Below are 14,855 nucleotides of genomic sequence, written 5' to 3'. Positions count from 1 at the left end.
GGCATGGCGCACGGCGAGGACGCGGACCTGCTGGCTGCCCAGCGGAGCAGGTTCGCGGCGCTGGACCCCGCGCTGCCCGCGGCCGCTCCCCTGCCGAGCTCCTCGCACGACACCCGGGTGGAGGCGCTGACCGCCGCGCTGCCGGACGGCCGCCGGGTCACGGGCGGCCTGGTGCACGCTTCCCACCCGGCGGGCTCGGCGCACCGGCTGTGGTCGGCCGCCGAGGTCTGGGAGCTGCTGCCGCTCGTCGGTGACACCGGGGGCGCGGGCATGGACGCGCTGCTGCGGGTGTGGGCGGAGCGGATGCGGGCGATCGGCCCGCCGACGACGGACTCCGCGTGCCTGGTCAGCTGGCCGAGCCGGGACGCCGAGGCGACGAGGGCGCTGCTCGACCACGGGTTCGCGCCGCTGACCACGCTCGCGGTGCGGCGCGCGGCCCCTCAGCCGGTGCCGAGGGTGGAGCCGCTGGTGGTGCGGCGGGCGCGGACGGCGGACATGGACGCGATGCTCCAGCTGACGCTCGCGGAGCTGCGGTACTCGGCGCTGGTCGGCGCCGCGTCGTTGCGGGAGAACGCCGTGCCGCTCAAGCGGGACGCGCTCCGCAAGCGACTGCTCGACGGCGACCCGGTGTGGGTGGCCGAGCGGGACGGGATGACCTTGGGGCTCGCCGACTGCGCGTGGACACCGGTGACCGAGGGCAGCTGGGCGGGAAGCCGGTTGCGGCCGGGGCGTTGGGGCTACATCAACTGCGCGTCGGTGCTGCCGGGCGCGCGGGGCAACGGCATCGGGCGGCGGCTGATGGACGTGGTGCACGCGGAGTTCGCGCGGGCGGGCGCGTTCGGGACCTACCTCTACTACAACCCGCCGAACCCGCTGTCGTCGGTGTTCTGGCCACGCCAGGGGTATCGTCCACTGTGGACTCTCTGGGAGGCGCGCCCGGCGACGGCGCTGCGCTGAGACCCACCTCACCCGTCCTGGTGACCGTTTCGCGTAGTCCGGACGGAGATCACAACCGATCGAGTTGCCCCGACCGACCCCGCGCGCCACTATTTGAACTGACCAGTCAGTTCAAGCAGGAGGCGTTCGTGGAGATCCAGGCCAAGGCGGTGGGCGTCACCGGCCCGCACGGACCGCTGCTGCGCCCCACCTCGCTGCGGGTCGCCCCCGGTCAGGTCGCCCTGGTCACCGGCGAGCCGGGCGCCGGGCACACGGTGCTCGCGCTGACCCTCGCCGGGCGGATGCGACCGCACGAGGGCGCGGTCCTGCTCGACGGTCGCACGAACGAGTCGGGACTGCGCGCCGGAGTCGCCGTGGTCGACGCCCCTGGCGTGACCGAGCCGGAGGGCTCCCTGCGGCTGCGCGACGTCATCGGTGAGGAGCTGGCCATGGCGGGCGCGCCCGCGAACCGCAGGGCCGTGCGCGAGTGGCTTGCCGAGCGCGGCTGCGAGCAGCACGCCGACTCGCGCTTCGAGACCGTGCCGTCGACCGCGCGGACCCGGCTGCTCGTGGAGTCCGCGGCCACGCGGCCCGGGGTCGGAGTGCTCGTCATGGACTGCCCCGACCGGCACACCGACGATCCGCACGCGTGGTGGGCGCTGGCCCGGCAGCAGGCCGAACTCGGCCTCGCCGTCGTCGCGTTGTGCACCGAGACGTCCTCGCGGCTGCTGGGGATACCCGCCGCACGGCTCGGCAGCCAGGAGCAACCACCCCCGTTGGCCGTGCACGTCCGGCACGGCAAGCACGAAGCTCAGGAGATGGCACAGTGACCCCGTTCCGCCTCGCCGCGAACGAGCTGCGACGGTTGACCTCGGGGAAGCTCCCCCGGCTCGCCGTGCTGGCGATCACCCTGGTCCCCCTGCTCTACGGGGCGCTCTACCTCTACGCGAACTGGGACCCGTACGGGAAGCTCAGCGAGGTGCCCGCCGCGCTCGTGGTCGAGGACACCGGCGCGACGCGGTCGGACGGCACCGAGCTGAAGGCCGGGCAGAAGATCGCCGACAAGCTCGACGACTCGGGCACGTTCGCGTGGACCAAGACCGACTCGAAGGACGCCGACGCGGGCGTGCGCGACGGTCGGTACACCTTCTCGATCACGCTGCCGTCGGACTTCTCGCAGGCGCTGCTGTCCCCCGCCGAGTACAAGCCGCGGCAGGGCATCATCGTGATGACCACCAACGACGCCAACAACTACCTGGTCAGCACCATCGCGGACAAGGTGGTCGGCGAGGTGCGGCGCGCGGTGTCCTCCGAGGTCGGCACCGAGGCCGCCGACAAGCTGCTGGTGGGTTTCTCCACGATGCGGGAGAAGACGCAGCAGGCCGCCGAGGGCGCCGGCAAGCTCGCCGACGGGTCGGCGAAGGTGCGCGACGGTGTCGGCACCGCGCGGGAGAAGATCAACGAGCTCGGCACGGGCCTGACCAAGCTCGCCGACGGCGCGCAGAAGCTCAACGACGGGGTGGGCAAGCTCTCCACCGGGCTCGGCGAGCTGCGCACGAAGACCGCGGAGCTGCCCACGAAGTCCAAGCAGCTCGCCGACGGCGCGAAGCAGGTGGCCGAGGGCAACAAGCAGCTGGCGGACAAGGGCGAGGCGGTCGCGGACGGCGCACAGCACCTGATCGACACCCTCGACGGCAAGCGCGACGACCTCGCCAAGAAGCTGCGGGCGCTCGGGCTGCCCGAGGACCAGGTGCAGAAGGTGCTCGGGCTGGTCAACGAGGCAGGCAAGCCGCTGCACCAGGCCAACGACAAGGTGCAGGGCCTGTCCGGGCAGCTGCGGACGCTGGCCAACGGCGCCAAGCAGGTCTCCGACGGCGCGGCCACGCTCGCCGCGCAGACCCCTCAGCTGAGCTCGGGGATCAAGCAGCTCGCCGACGGCGCCGGGCAGCTGGCGGACAAGACCCCCGAGCTGCGCGACGGGCTGAAGAAGGCCAGCAGCGGCTCCGGGCAGCTCTACGACGGCACGAAGCAGCTCTCCGACGGCGCGGTCCAGGTCGCCGACGGCAACAAGGAGCTGGCGACCAAGCTCAACGACGGTGTGGAGACCATCCCCGACCTCGACGAGCAGACCCGCAAGGACACCGCGAAGACCATCGGCGACCCGATCTCGGTGCGCGCCATCGGGGAGAACAAGGCGGGCAGCTACGGTGCCGGTCTCGCCCCGTTCTTCCTCGGCCTGGCCAGCTGGATCGGCGCGTTCGTGCTGTTCCTGTTGGTGCGCCCGCTCTCCCGCAGGGCACTGACCTCCGGTGCCGCGCCCTGGCGGGTCGCGGTCGGCGGCTGGCTGCCCGCAGCGCTGCTCGGCAGCATCCAGGTGTCCCTGCTGTTCCTCGTGGTGACGACCGCGATCGGGGTCAGCCCGGCGAACCCGTTGGGCACGCTCGGGTTCATGGTGCTGACGTCGCTGGCGTTCACCTCGGTGCTGCACGGCCTGAACGCGCTGCTCGGACCGAGCGGGAAGTTCGTCGCGCTGGTGCTGCTGGTGCTCCAGCTGACCACGGCGGGCGGCACGTTCCCGTGGCAGACGACGCCGGAGCCGCTGCACGTGCTGCACCTGGTGCTCCCACTGTCCTATGTGGTCGATGGGCTGCGGCACCTGATCTACGGCGGCGGCTGGGCCAACATGGGCACCGACATCGGGGTGTTGGCTGGCTATCTGGCGATCGGCTTGCTGTTGTCGGTGGTGGCCGCGTACAAGCAGAAGGTGTGGACACCCAACCGCCTCAAGCCGGAACTCGTGCTGTGACCCCCCGCCCCGCGCGCACCGCGCTGACCAAGCAGAAGCTCTTCGACGCCGCGCTCCGGCTGCTCGGCGAGCGCGGGGCCGCCGAGGTGACCGTGGACGAGATCGCCGCGGCGGCCGGGGTGGCCAAGGGCACCGTCTACTACAACTTCGGCAGCAAGGACGCGTTGATCGACGCGTTGCTGCGGCACGGCGTGGACCTGCTCGCCCAGCGGCTCCGGCCGGACGGCGACGACAACGCGGTGGAGCACCTGGTGGGCGCGTCGCTGGAGTTCTTCCGCGACTACCCCGCCTTCGGCCAGCTGCTGGTGAGCGAGATGTGGCGCAGCCCTGGGCAGTGGCACGGCACGCTGAGCCTGCTGCGGGACGACATCGTGGCCATCTTCAAGGAGGTCGTGCAGCGTTCCGCCGACGCCGGGAAGCTGCCGGAGGGCGTGCAGGCGGGAACCGCGTCGGCCGCCCTGTTCGGCACGCTGCTGGTCGTGGCCCTGGACTGGCAGGTCTTCCAGCCGGACCGGAGCCTCGACCAGGTGCGCGACTCGGTGATGTTGCTCGTGCGCGGGGTCATTCCCGCCGCGTGACCCACTCCGCAACGCGGCACGGAACGTGGTCGCGCTCGGCTGCGCTCTCGTCGGGTGCCGCCCAGCCCCGCCGCCCCTCACTTCGCGTTTTGTAGGCTTGATGCGAAATGGGAGCGCTCCATCCCGCATCAAGGTGACAAAACGCGAAAACCCGGTCACGCCAGCCAGCCGACGCGCACACGTTGCGAGCACGGGGACGGCTCGACGCCTAGGGGCCCCGAGGCGTCGAGCCGACTTGCAGGACAGGCGCTAGCCGCCGCCCGTGACGACGCCACACGACACGAAGGTCGTGGCAACCGCTTGATCGGCCGCTGTCAGGACATGCACGAGCTGCGACCACAATGGACAGTGCTGCCGCTCGCCGCCGCGTTCCGCGAACATGGTTTCGCTGACATCGCCGTCCACGCCTCGGAGCCCGGCAGCGGCGTCATGGCGCGCTGAGGCAGGCCTCCAGAGCGACGAGCTGGGACTCGGTGCCCTGCCGCCGCCACTCCGGCTCCTCGTGGCCGTCAAGGTAGGCGCCCTGTTCGGTGAGGACCAGCCGCGCGCCCCGCTCCGTCGGCTCGAACTGCACGGAGGTCAGCGACGCCGTCGCGACGGTCTTTCCCGCGCGCAGCACGGAGCTGTAGACGATGCGGCTGCCGGTGACGATCTCGCGGTAGACGGTCTCGAAGCTCAGTTCGACGCCGTCACGGACCCCACGAGCCGTCTCCGCGCCACCTTCCCGGAAGTCGAGCTCGTGCTCGGAGCCTGGACCGGCGAACCACCGGGCCTTGCTCGCCGGGTCGGCCCACAGGGCGAAGACCTTGGCGGGCGGGGCCGAGTAGTCGCGCTCCAGCGTGAAGGTCGCGTGTTTGATCATGGTTTGCTCCTCAGTCCTCGGACGGTTGTTCAGCCAGCAGCTCGCCGAGCCGGTCCAGATGGCCCTCCCAGGCGGTGCGCTGCCGGGTGGTCCACTCCTCGACCAGCCGCAGCCCCTGCGGCTGGAGGGCGCAGGTGCGAACCCGGCCCACCTTCTCCGTGCGCACCAGCCCGCAGGCTTCGAGCACCCGCAGGTGCTGCATGACGGCCTGCAACGACATGGAGCGCGACGCGGCCAGCTCGCTCACCGAGGCGGGGCCCCGGACGAGCCGCTCGACCATGTCGCGTCGCGTGCCGTCGGCCAGCGCCTGGAAGAGCCGGTCCAACCCGGCCTGATGGTCAAGCATGCACTTGAGTATTGACAGGAGCACGCCAACAGTCAAGTAGCTGCTTGAGTATTCGTGCGGAAAAATCCCCTCCCAGCTGGGACGGCAGCTGGGAGGGGATCGTCGGTCGGCCCGGACTACCGGCCCGGCCAGCTGCTCGGGGCGTCGGCCCAGCCCGCGTTGCCCGCGGTGCTCAGGATCTCGATCTTCGAGCTCTTCTGGCCGGTGCTGACGGCCGTGCCGTTGCCCAGCGACACCACCACGTGGCCGTACGTGGAGTTCATGTACATGAAGACCAGGGCGCCTGCGGGCGCGTTGCCCGACTTGAGCCGCCCGTTGGACTTCTGCCAGTTGTAGTGCGACTTCGCCGAGGCGAACCGGCCGCTGGTGCCGTACGCCAGCTCGACGAACAGCTCGCAGTAGTGGTGGTACTGGCTCTTGCCGACCATCGACTTCGCCCAGGACACCGCGCGGGCGGCGGCCGGGTGGGCTGCGGCGATGGCGTCGAGCTCGGCCGCGGAGACAGCCTGGCCCGCTGGGGCGGCCGTTGCCGCGGGTGCGGCGACGCCGACGGTCGCGAGGGTGAGCGCGCAGGCGGTGCCGAGCTTGGCGAAAGCAGACAGACGCATCACAAACCTCCGTTGTGAATGGGGGCAGGGGACCCGCTTCCGAAGATCCGACAAGCCGCTTGTCTCCCGCTGGTCCCGAATCGTCCGCATTGCCCCTTGAGCCCTCGTTGCCGCAGGTCAGAGGCTTTGAGCATTCGGTTGTTCGAAGGCGACTGGAGCTGGCGACCGGGCTGCGGTGAAGATTGGGGCCACGACGAGGGGAGGCGCTGAGATGGAATTCCGGCTCCTCGGCCCGCTCGAAGTGGTGGCCAACAACGAGATCGTGCGCATTCCCGCCGCCAAGCACCGCGCCCTGCTCGCCGCGTTGTTGTTGCGCGCCAACCAGGTCGTGCCCTCGACCGAGCTGATCACGCAGCTGTGGGGCGAGAACCCGCCGTCGAGCGCGCGCACCACCCTGCAGGGCTACGTGCTGCGGCTGCGGCGCTCGCTCGGCCCGCTGATCGTGACCCGCAACTCCGGCTACCTCATCGAGATCGATGAGGAGTCCCTTGACCTGCACCGGTTCGAGCGGCTCGTGGAGCGCTCGCGCACGGCCGAGCACAACGGCGAGATCGCCGAGGCGGCCGAGCTGCTGCGCTCCGCGCTCGCACTCTGGCGCGGCCCCGCGCTGGCCGACGTCGGCTCGGACTGGATGCACCGCGTCGAGGCGCCGCGCCTCGCGGAGCTGCGCGGCCGGACCCTGCACCGCAGGGCCGAGCTCGACCTGCGGCTGGGCCGGCACGCCGAGGTCGTCGGCGAGCTGACCGTGCTGGTGGCGGAGAACCCGCTCGACGAGGGGTTCAGCGCGCAGCTGATGCTCGCGCTGCACCGGTGCGGGCGTCGCGCCGAGGCGCTGGAGGTCTACCGGCAGGCGCGCCGGATGCTCGTCGAGGAGCTCGGCGTTGAGCCGGGAACCCAGCTGCGCCAACGAGAGCAGGAGGTGCTGCGCGCCGATCCGGAGCCGGTTCGGCGCCGCCCGGTCGAGACCCAGCGGGCGCCCCACGTGCTGCCGCCGGACATCGCGGACTTCATCGGCCGCGCCGAGGTGGTCGAGTCGCTGCGCGCCGCCCTGTCACCGGCGGAGGGCACGTGCAGCAAGGTGGTCACCGTGGTCGGCATGGCAGGAGTAGGCAAGACCGCGCTCGCCGTGCACGTGGCGCACTCGCTGCGCGAGCAGTTCCCCGACGGCCAGCTCTTCGCGCGGCTGCGCACCGCGAGCGGTCCGGCCAGCCCCGCCGAGGTGCTCGGCCGGTTCCTGCGTCTGCTGGGCATGCTCGGCAGCCACCTGCCCGACGACGTCGAGCAGCTGTCCGAGCTGTTCCGCGACCGGCTCTCCGGCCGCCGGGTGCTGCTGGTGCTCGACGACGCGGTCGACGCGGCCCAGGTGCGGCCGCTGCTGCCCGGCGACGGCGGCTGCGTGGTGCTGGTGACCGGGCGCAACCGGCTCACCGGCATGACCGGCCGCTCGGTCGACCTCGACGTGCTGACCGAGGAGCAGGCGATCGAGCTGCTCGGCGAGATCACCGGCGTTGACCGGATCTCCGCGGAGCCGGAGGCCGCGCGGGTGCTGGTGCGGCGGTGCGGGCTGCTGCCGCTCGCGCTGCGCATCGCGGCGGCCAGGCTCCGCTCGCGTCCACAAAGGACGGTCTCGTGGCTGGCGGAGGAGCTGGCCGACGAGCGCAGGCGGCTGGACCGGCTGGCCACCGGGGACCTCGCGGTGCGCGCCAGCATCGGGCTCAGCGAACAGGGGCTGGACTCCGAGCGCAGGCGGGCGCTGCGGTTGCTGAGCGCGGTGAAGGTGCCGCACTACCCGTCCTGGCTGAGCGCGGCGGTGTTGGACCGCTCCCCCAGGGAGACCGAGCAGATCATCGACGACCTGCTGGACGCGCAGCTGCTGGAGGACGCCAGGGGCGCGGGCGGGACGGCCCGGGTCCGGTTCCACGAGCTGGTGCGGATCTACGCGGAGGAACAGCGCGAGGACCCGCGGGAGCCGGTGCTGGAGCGGGCGCTGTCCGCCGTGGTGCACGCGGCCGAGGAGGTCAGCGACCGGCTGCCCAGCCGCGCCTGGAACGCCGGTGTGACGACGGAGAAGCCCTCGGTCGGCCTGGACTGGTTCACCGCGGAGCAGCCGGTCCTGGTCGGCGCCGTGCGGCAGGCGGCAACGGTGGGCGACGCCGAGTCGGCGTGGCGGGTGACCGCGGCGATGACCGGCTACCTCGACCTGCGCGGCGACTGGGACGACTGGCAGCGCACCCACTGCTGGGCGCTGTCGGTGTGCCGGGCCACCGGTGACTGGTACGGCGCGGCCAGGATGTCCTACGGGCTCGGGCTGCTCGCGGCGGCACGGGATCGCTACCCGCAGGCCATGCGGTGGTTCGCGCGGGCGTTGGGGACGTGGCGGCCGTTGGGCGCCCGCACCGAGCAGGCGTACGCGTGGATCGGGCTCGGCGACAACCACCACCAGCTCAGCGATCTCCGCAACGCGGCGCGGTGTTTCCGCAGGGCCGCGGTCATGTTCGAGGAGACCGGCGACGAACGCGGGCTGGCGTGGGTGCGGATGAGCATGGCGTTGGTGCACCGCGACCGAGGCGAACGCGAGCTGACGCTGGAGTCGCTGCTGCGCACGATCGAGGACTTCGACCGCCTCGGCGACTGGTACTCCGCGACCGAGGCGCGGTTCTTCCTCGCCTTGACCTACAACCGTTGGGAGGAGCCGGAAGCGGCCCGGCGCTACGCAGAGCCCGCGTTGGCGGCGTTCGCCGAGATGGGCGCGCGGCTGAAGGAGCTGCGCTGCCAGCGGCTGCTGGGACACGTGCTGTCGTCCTCCGGTGACGCGGCTGCCGCGCGACCGCTGCTGGAGGAGTGCGTGCGGACCTTCCGCGAGCAGGGCGACACGTTCAGCGAGGCCATCAGCCTGTGGAGCCTTGGCGAGCTGATCCGCAGGCACGACCGGCCTGCCGACGCGGTGGAGACGCTGACCAAGGCGTGCGCCCTGTTCACCAAGGCCGGGGTCCGCACCTGGCGGATGCGGGCGGCGGCGAGCCTGGACGCCGCGTTGCGCGGGGTCTGAGACACGACGAAGCGCCCCCGGGACGTGCCCGGGGGCGCTTCGGTTTCCTGCTGCCGGGCCGGGAATCCCCCGCCAACCCCGTGCGGGGGCCCGGCCGCGCGCCGGTCAGCCGGGCAGACCCGGACGGCCGACGCCGGTCTCGAACTGGAAGAGCTCGCCGGTGGCGCGCCACATCTCGCAGCGGTTCATCCAGGTCTTGCTGTAGGAGATCTGCCTGCCGCGGTAGGTGCCGACGGCCGTGGTGGTGACCGGGTTGTAGTCGTCGGTGCAGGCGCCCTTGCGGTAGTTCATCGCGGGGATCTCGCCCTGCACCTCGCGCAGCCGGTCGCAGGCCTGGTGGGTGCGGGAGTGCGTGCCGCCGAGCGGCTCGCAGGCCAGCAGCGCGGTGTGCCCGGCGGGCAGCGCGCGCTCCCCGGTGGCGACCGTGAGGACCAGCGCGATCGGCCCGGCGCCCTGCACCCCCGACGTGCCCGCTGCCGCGGGAACCGCGAGCACACCCGCCAGCGCCGCGCTCGCCAGCACGGCCTTGACGGCCAAACGACCCGACCTCATCCGTGGACCTCCTCGTTCACCGGCGCCGAGCGCCGGCTCTCCGCCACCTGCCGGGGATATCCGATCACGGTCGAAGGGACGTACTTGACCATGTCCGAGGAGTCCACCGCATCGTGGGAGAAGGAGAACCCGGTCGATGGCGCCGGCCTCACACAGCGTTGATCATGAATCCGGGACGCGCCCGGCAAGCGCCTGAAGCGGCCCCCGGATCCCCGCACCGACCTGTCGCTGTCCGTGCGGGGCGTCCGGGCCGAGCAACGGCACCGGACGCCCCCGGCCAGCGGGCGCCTAGTGTGCCGCGTCGTCCCAGGACCGGCCGTAGCCGACCGAGACCTCCAGCGGGACGGACAGCTCGTACGCGCCGCCCATCTCGGCCCGGACCAGCTTCTCGACCTGTTCGTGCTCGCCGTCCGCGATCTCCAGCACGAGCTCGTCGTGCACCTGCAGCAGCACCCGGGAACGCAGCTCGGCGGAGGTCAGCGCCCTCTGCACGCCGAGCATCGCGACCTTGATGATGTCCGCGGCACTGCCCTGGATCGGGGCGTTGAGCGCCATCCGCTCGGCCATCTCGCGGCGCTGCCGGTTGTCGCTGTTGAGGTCGGGCAGGTACCGGCGGCGGCCGAGGATGGTCTCGGTGTAGCCGTCCTTGCGCGCCTGCTCCACGATGCGGTGCAGGTAGTCGCGGACGCCGCCGAAGCGCGAGAAGTACGCCTCCATCTGCGCCCGCGCCTCCTCGGCGGAGATCTTGAGCTGCTGCGCCAACCCGTAGGCGGACAACCCGTAGGCCAGGCCGTAGGACATCGCCTTGACCCGGCGGCGCAGCTCGCCGTTGACCTCCTCCACCGGCACGTCGAACGCCTTGGACGCCACGTAGGTGTGCAGGTCCTCGCCGGTGTTGAAGGCCTCGACGAGGCCCTCGTCGCCGGAGAGGTGCGCCATGATCCGCATCTCGATCTGGCTGTAGTCGGCGGTCATCAGCTCCGCGTAGCCGGAGCCGACCACGAACGCCTGCCGGATGGTGCGGCCGTCGTCGGTGCGGATCGGGATGTTCTGCAGGTTCGGGTCGGTCGAGGACAGCCGCCCGGTCGCCGCGATGGTCTGGTTGAACGTGGTGTGGATCCGGCCGTCGGGGGCGACGGACTTGAGCAGCCCCTCGACGGTCACCTTGAGCCGGGTGGCGTCGCGGTGGGCGAGCAGGTGCGCCAGGAACGGGTGCTGGGTGTCCTCGTAGAGCTTCTGCAGCGCCTCGGCGTCGGTGGTGTAGCCGGTCTTGGTGCGCTTGGTCTTGGGCATGTTGAGCTCGTCGAAGAGCACCACCTGGAGCTGCTTGGGCGAGCCCAGGTTGATCTCCTTGCCGATCTCGGCGTAGGCGTCCTGCGCGGCCTGCTTGACCTTCGCGGCGAAGGCGGCCTCCAGCTCCGTGAGCCGGTCGTGGTCGACGGCGATGCCCGCGGCCTCCAGCCGCGCCAGCTCGATCAGCAGCGGCAGCTCCAGCTCGGCGAGCAGCTTGGCGCCTCCGAACCGGACGAGCTCGGCGTCCAGCGCGTCGGCCAGCTCGGCGACCGCGCGGGCCCGCAGGATCTCCGCGGTCGCGGTCCGCTCGGCGTCCTCGTCCTCTGTGGACAGCAGCGAGAGCTGGCCGTCACCGCCGTCCTCCTCGACGCGCAGCTCGCGCTGGAGGTAGCGCAGCACCAGGTCACCGAGCTCGAAGGACCGCTGCCCCGGCCGCACCAGGTACGCGGCCAGCGCGGTGTCGGTGGTCAGCCCGGCCAGGGTCCAGCCGCGGTCCCGGATGGCGTGCAGCCCGCCCTTGACGTCGTGCGCGGCCTTGGGCACCGAGGCGTCGGCCAGCCACGCGGCCAGCGCGCGCTCGTCGTCCTCGGTCAGCGTCGCCGAGGCGAGGTAGCCGCCCTCGCCCCGCGCCCCGGCCAGCGCGAGCCCTTCGAGGTCGCCACTGCCCCTGCCCCAGGTCCCCCGCAGCGCCAGGCCGATCCGCTCGCCGCCGCGGGCGTGGCTGTCCAGCCAGGCCGCGACGGAACCGGGCTCGATCAGCCCGCCGGTGACCTCGAACCCGTCCTCGGCCTCCGGCTCGCTGGTGGACAGCGTGGCGAACAGCCGCTCGCGCAGGACGCGGAACTCCAGCTCGTCGAAGAGCTTGTGCACCCCGTCGCGGTCCCAGTCCCGCGCGGCCAGGTCGGCGACGCCGACGGGCAGCTCGACGTCGCGGACGAGCTCGGTGAGCTGGCGGTTGAGCAGCACGGAGGACAGGTTGTCGCGCAGCGCCTGGCCCGCCTTGCCCTTGACCTCGTCCGCGCGGTCGACCAGGGCTGCGAGCGAGCCGAACTCGGTGATCCACTTGACGATCGTCTTCGGCCCGACGCCGGGGATGTTCGGCAGGTTGTCCGAGGGGTCCCCGCGCAGCGCGGCGAAGTCGGCGTACTGGTCGGGCCGCACACCGTACTTCTCGGCCACCGCGGGCGGGGTGAGCCGCGCCAGCTCCGAGACGCCCTTGACCGGGTACAGCACGGTGATCTTGTCGTTGACCAGCTGGAGCGCGTCGCGGTCACCGGTGCAGATGAAGACCTCCAAGCCCTGCCCCTCGGCCTGGGTGGCGAGGGTGGCGATGAGGTCGTCGGCCTCGTAGCCCTCCTTCTCCAGCGTGGTCACCCCGAGCACGCCGAGCACGTCCTTGATCAGGCCGACCTGGCCGCGGAACTCGTCCGGAGTGGACTCGCGGTTGGCCTTGTACTCGGGGAACTGCTCGGTGCGGAACGTCCGGCGCGAGACGTCGAAGGCGACCGCGATGTGGCCCGGCGCCTCGTCGCGCAACAGGTTGATCAGCATCGAGGTGAAGCCGTAGACCGCGTTGGTGGTCTGCCCGGTACCGGTCTGGAAGTTCTCCTTCGGCAGGGCGTAGAAGGCGCGGTAGGCCATCGAGTGGCCATCGATGAGCAGCAGCTTGCGGTCTCCGGGAGCACTCACGCCGGCGAGTTTAGGCGGCCCCACCGACACTCCGATCGGGCTATACCTCGCTGAAGCTCAGCCTGAGCACCACCGCCCCGTCCTTGCCGTCCCCCGAGGCGAAGACGATCTGGTTGCGGCCGCCGTCGTTCGCGGGACTGCTGATGCTGCCGAGCTCCCCGCCGCCGATCGCCCCGCCCAAGGAGCTCGACCCGCCTCGGCCCATGGCGACGAAGAGGCTGAAGCCCGTGTCGGTCACGTCGGTGACCGTGAGGGAGACGAGCCCGGTCGCGGTGGCGTCGAACCGGATCCGGTCACCCTTCTTGACGATGACCTCGCAGGTGCCCTTCGCGCACGCCTTCAGGTTGGTGCCGTCGGTGGCGCTCAACGGTCCCGCCGGGGGCGTGTACGGGGGCCGGGTGGTCGTCGTCGGCCGCGGCGGAACCGTCGTTGTCGTGCTCGCCGCAGTGGCCTGGGCGGGCGGCGGCGCGGCGACGGGCTCCCGGCCACAGGACACGCCGAACAGGGCCACAGCGGCGATGAGAAGGACACGCACGGTAGTCATGGTCGGACCGTATGACCGGCCGTCGGGACCGGTCCCGGTCCATGTGCTTGGTTGTGGGATGAGAAGCGCGGACAGCTCAATTCCGAACCCAGCGGGTTCCGTTTACGCTGTCGGCCAGCGCACACACCGCCGCCCACGAGGAGAAGACCGTGAACCAGCCGAGCACCGAGTTCCTGGTCGGCACCGAACAGCTCACCGAGAAGCTGGGCATCGAGATCACCTCGTGGGACCCGGCGCGCCTGGTCGGCACGATGCCCGTCGCGGGCAACCGCCAGCCCTACGGCCTGCTGCACGGCGGTGCGAGCGCGGCGCTCGCGGAGACGTTGGGCTCGGTCGCGGCCGTGATGAACGCGGGCGAGGGCCGGGTAGCGGTGGGGCTGGAGCTGTCCTGCACCCACCACCGCGCCGCGCGCGAGGGCCTGGTGACCGGCGTGTGCCAGCCGCTGCACGTCGGGCGCAGCACCTCGACCTTCGAGATCGTGATCACCGACGAGTCCGGCAAGCGCACCTGCACCGCCCGCCTCACCTGCGTCGTCCGCGACGCCCCTCCCGGAGCCAAGTCGGCCGGATGACCGAGCGGCCCGGATGACCGAGAGGCTGAGCCCCTCCGACTGGCCGGTGCGCCTGGACACGCCGACCGAGGACCGGGGCGGGGCCGTGTGGGTGGCGGCCGACGAGTCCGGGTGGACGGGTGGGGCACTGCTCGAACAACGCGTCATGACGCACGCGACCGTGCGCATCGACGACCACCTCGCCGGTTCCGTGCTGGAGGAGCTCCGCGCCAGCACCGGTCTGCGCCAGAGCAGGGAGGTGAAGTTCTGGCAGTTCAGCAGGGACAAACCCCTTGCGGCACTGGCGGATCTGCTGCGTCCCGGGGGTGAGCTGCACGGCCGCGCCACCATCCTGGTCGCCGACAAGACCTATGTCGCGGTGTCGGGGATCGTGGACCTGCTCCTCGGCGAACACACGCCGCACGAACACCTTGCCCGGACTCTGGTCACCGACGGCGCGCGCGTGCTGGGCCCGCTGTGGGAACCGCTCGTCGCGGGACTCGCGGGCTTCAGCCGAGGAACTCGGCGCAGGGAGACGACGGTGGACCTCCCGTCGTTCTTCGGCCTGCTCCAGGCGGCACACCGACGAAGCCGGGGCCATCCCACCGAGGAGGTCCTCGCGCTCCTGTTGCGAAGCCGGCACCAAGCGGAGGACCTGCTCAGTGCGGAGCGTCCCGCGCTTGACCCGTTCCCCCACATGCTGGCAACGCACATCGAGCACCGGCACGCCGAGCTCACCGAGCTCCGGCTGCTGCACGACCAGCACAAGATGCTGACGCCCGAGCTGGTTCTCCGCTGCACACGAGGGAAGAGCGTCCGGACGTTCGCGGTCGGGACCTCGTCGGAGCACCCGTCGATCCAGTTGGCGGACCTCATCAGCGGCGCGGGACGCGTGGTGTTCGACGCCCACCAGGGCCGCCCGGGCAAGCAGGCATCGGTGCTGCACGACGTCGTCCGCCCGCTGATCACCTGGGCGATGCAGGCCGACGACACCTTCTGATCCCCCTGCGGCGCGAAACAGAACGGGCACCCTCCACTGTG

The 14,855-nt window shown here is 71.7% G+C and carries 14 protein-coding genes; 7 read left to right on the top strand and 7 right to left on the bottom strand.

All coding sequences use genetic code 11. From position 1 onward, the window contains the following. The first annotated feature begins 3 nt into the window (after positions 1-3). From ACFFQA_RS32265 to ACFFQA_RS32250, 4 genes are all read left to right on the top strand, one after another. On the top strand, positions 4-957 hold the full coding sequence (locus tag ACFFQA_RS32265) for a GNAT family N-acetyltransferase (protein ID WP_377860518.1): 954 nt from the start codon (positions 4-6) through the stop codon (positions 955-957). A 128-nt stretch (positions 958-1,085) separates the two neighbouring features. Next, on the top strand, positions 1,086-1,766 hold the full coding sequence (locus tag ACFFQA_RS32260; RefSeq protein ID WP_377860516.1) for an ATP-binding cassette domain-containing protein: 681 nt from the start codon (positions 1,086-1,088) through the stop codon (positions 1,764-1,766). Then, positions 1,763-3,742, top strand: coding sequence for a YhgE/Pip family protein (locus ACFFQA_RS32255; RefSeq protein ID WP_377860514.1), 1,980 nt, complete (start codon positions 1,763-1,765; stop codon positions 3,740-3,742). The genes ACFFQA_RS32260 and ACFFQA_RS32255 overlap by 4 nt, the downstream gene beginning before the upstream one ends. After that, on the top strand, positions 3,739-4,320 hold the full coding sequence (locus ACFFQA_RS32250; protein ID WP_377860513.1) for a TetR/AcrR family transcriptional regulator: 582 nt from the start codon (positions 3,739-3,741) through the stop codon (positions 4,318-4,320). The genes ACFFQA_RS32255 and ACFFQA_RS32250 overlap by 4 nt, the downstream gene beginning before the upstream one ends. Positions 4,321-4,569: 249 nt before the next feature. Here ACFFQA_RS32250 and ACFFQA_RS32245 read toward each other — a convergent pair whose 3' ends face one another. The 4 genes from ACFFQA_RS32245 to ACFFQA_RS32230 all read right to left on the bottom strand — a co-directional run bounded on the left by ACFFQA_RS32245 (position 4,570) and on the right by ACFFQA_RS32230 (position 6,136). After that, the gene (locus ACFFQA_RS32245; RefSeq protein ID WP_377860511.1) at positions 4,570-4,725 is read right to left on the bottom strand and encodes a hypothetical protein; all 156 of its coding nucleotides are present in this window, start codon (positions 4,723-4,725) and stop codon (positions 4,570-4,572) included. A gap of 22 nt (positions 4,726-4,747) precedes the next feature. Further along, positions 4,748-5,182 (bottom strand): SRPBCC family protein, encoded by a 435-nt coding sequence (locus ACFFQA_RS32240; protein ID WP_377860509.1) that lies wholly within the window; start codon positions 5,180-5,182, stop codon positions 4,748-4,750. A 10-nt stretch (positions 5,183-5,192) separates the two neighbouring features. Next, positions 5,193-5,528 (bottom strand): ArsR/SmtB family transcription factor, encoded by a 336-nt coding sequence (locus ACFFQA_RS32235; RefSeq protein WP_377860507.1) that lies wholly within the window; start codon positions 5,526-5,528, stop codon positions 5,193-5,195. A gap of 116 nt (positions 5,529-5,644) precedes the next feature. Next, positions 5,645-6,136, bottom strand: coding sequence for an NlpC/P60 family protein (locus ACFFQA_RS32230; RefSeq protein ID WP_377860505.1), 492 nt, complete (start codon positions 6,134-6,136; stop codon positions 5,645-5,647). A gap of 211 nt (positions 6,137-6,347) precedes the next feature. Here ACFFQA_RS32230 and ACFFQA_RS32225 point away from each other — a divergent pair, with 211 nt between their 5' ends. After that, the gene (locus ACFFQA_RS32225; RefSeq protein WP_377860503.1) at positions 6,348-9,185 is read left to right on the top strand and encodes an AfsR/SARP family transcriptional regulator; all 2,838 of its coding nucleotides are present in this window, start codon (positions 6,348-6,350) and stop codon (positions 9,183-9,185) included. Positions 9,186-9,290: 105 nt separating this feature from the next. On the opposite strand, the gene ACFFQA_RS32220 is transcribed toward ACFFQA_RS32225, so the two are convergent. The 3 genes from ACFFQA_RS32220 to ACFFQA_RS32210 form a co-directional block, all read right to left on the bottom strand. Continuing rightward, entirely contained in the window at positions 9,291-9,737 is a 447-nt protein-coding gene (locus tag ACFFQA_RS32220; protein WP_377860501.1) for an SSI family serine proteinase inhibitor, read from the bottom strand. Between the two features lie 288 nt (positions 9,738-10,025). Next, a complete protein-coding gene (gene polA / locus ACFFQA_RS32215; protein ID WP_377860858.1) occupies positions 10,026-12,671 on the bottom strand; it encodes a DNA polymerase I in 2,646 nt (881 codons plus the stop codon). Positions 12,672-12,759: 88 nt separating this feature from the next. Next, positions 12,760-13,263: a hypothetical protein gene (locus ACFFQA_RS32210; protein ID WP_377860499.1), complete on the bottom strand. Its 504-nt coding sequence runs from the start codon at positions 13,261-13,263 to the stop codon at positions 12,760-12,762. 149 nt (positions 13,264-13,412) lie between these two features. Here ACFFQA_RS32210 and ACFFQA_RS32205 point away from each other — a divergent pair, with 149 nt between their 5' ends. Further along, positions 13,413-13,835, top strand: a complete 423-nt coding sequence (locus ACFFQA_RS32205) for a hotdog fold thioesterase (RefSeq protein WP_377860497.1) — start codon at positions 13,413-13,415, stop codon at positions 13,833-13,835. Between the two features lie 13 nt (positions 13,836-13,848). Next, positions 13,849-14,814 carry a hypothetical protein gene (locus tag ACFFQA_RS32200; protein ID WP_377860495.1) on the top strand — a complete coding sequence of 322 codons (966 nt, stop codon included), beginning with the start codon at positions 13,849-13,851 and terminating at the stop codon, positions 14,812-14,814. Positions 14,815-14,855: the final 41 nt, after the last annotated feature.

The sequence above is a fragment of the Allokutzneria oryzae genome (assembly GCF_042429765.1).
In the GTDB taxonomy this organism is placed as follows: Bacteria; Actinomycetota; Actinomycetes; order Mycobacteriales; family Pseudonocardiaceae; genus Allokutzneria; species Allokutzneria oryzae.
Note: the sequence above shows the minus strand (reverse complement) of the source record. Positions and strands in the feature narration are given on the sequence as shown.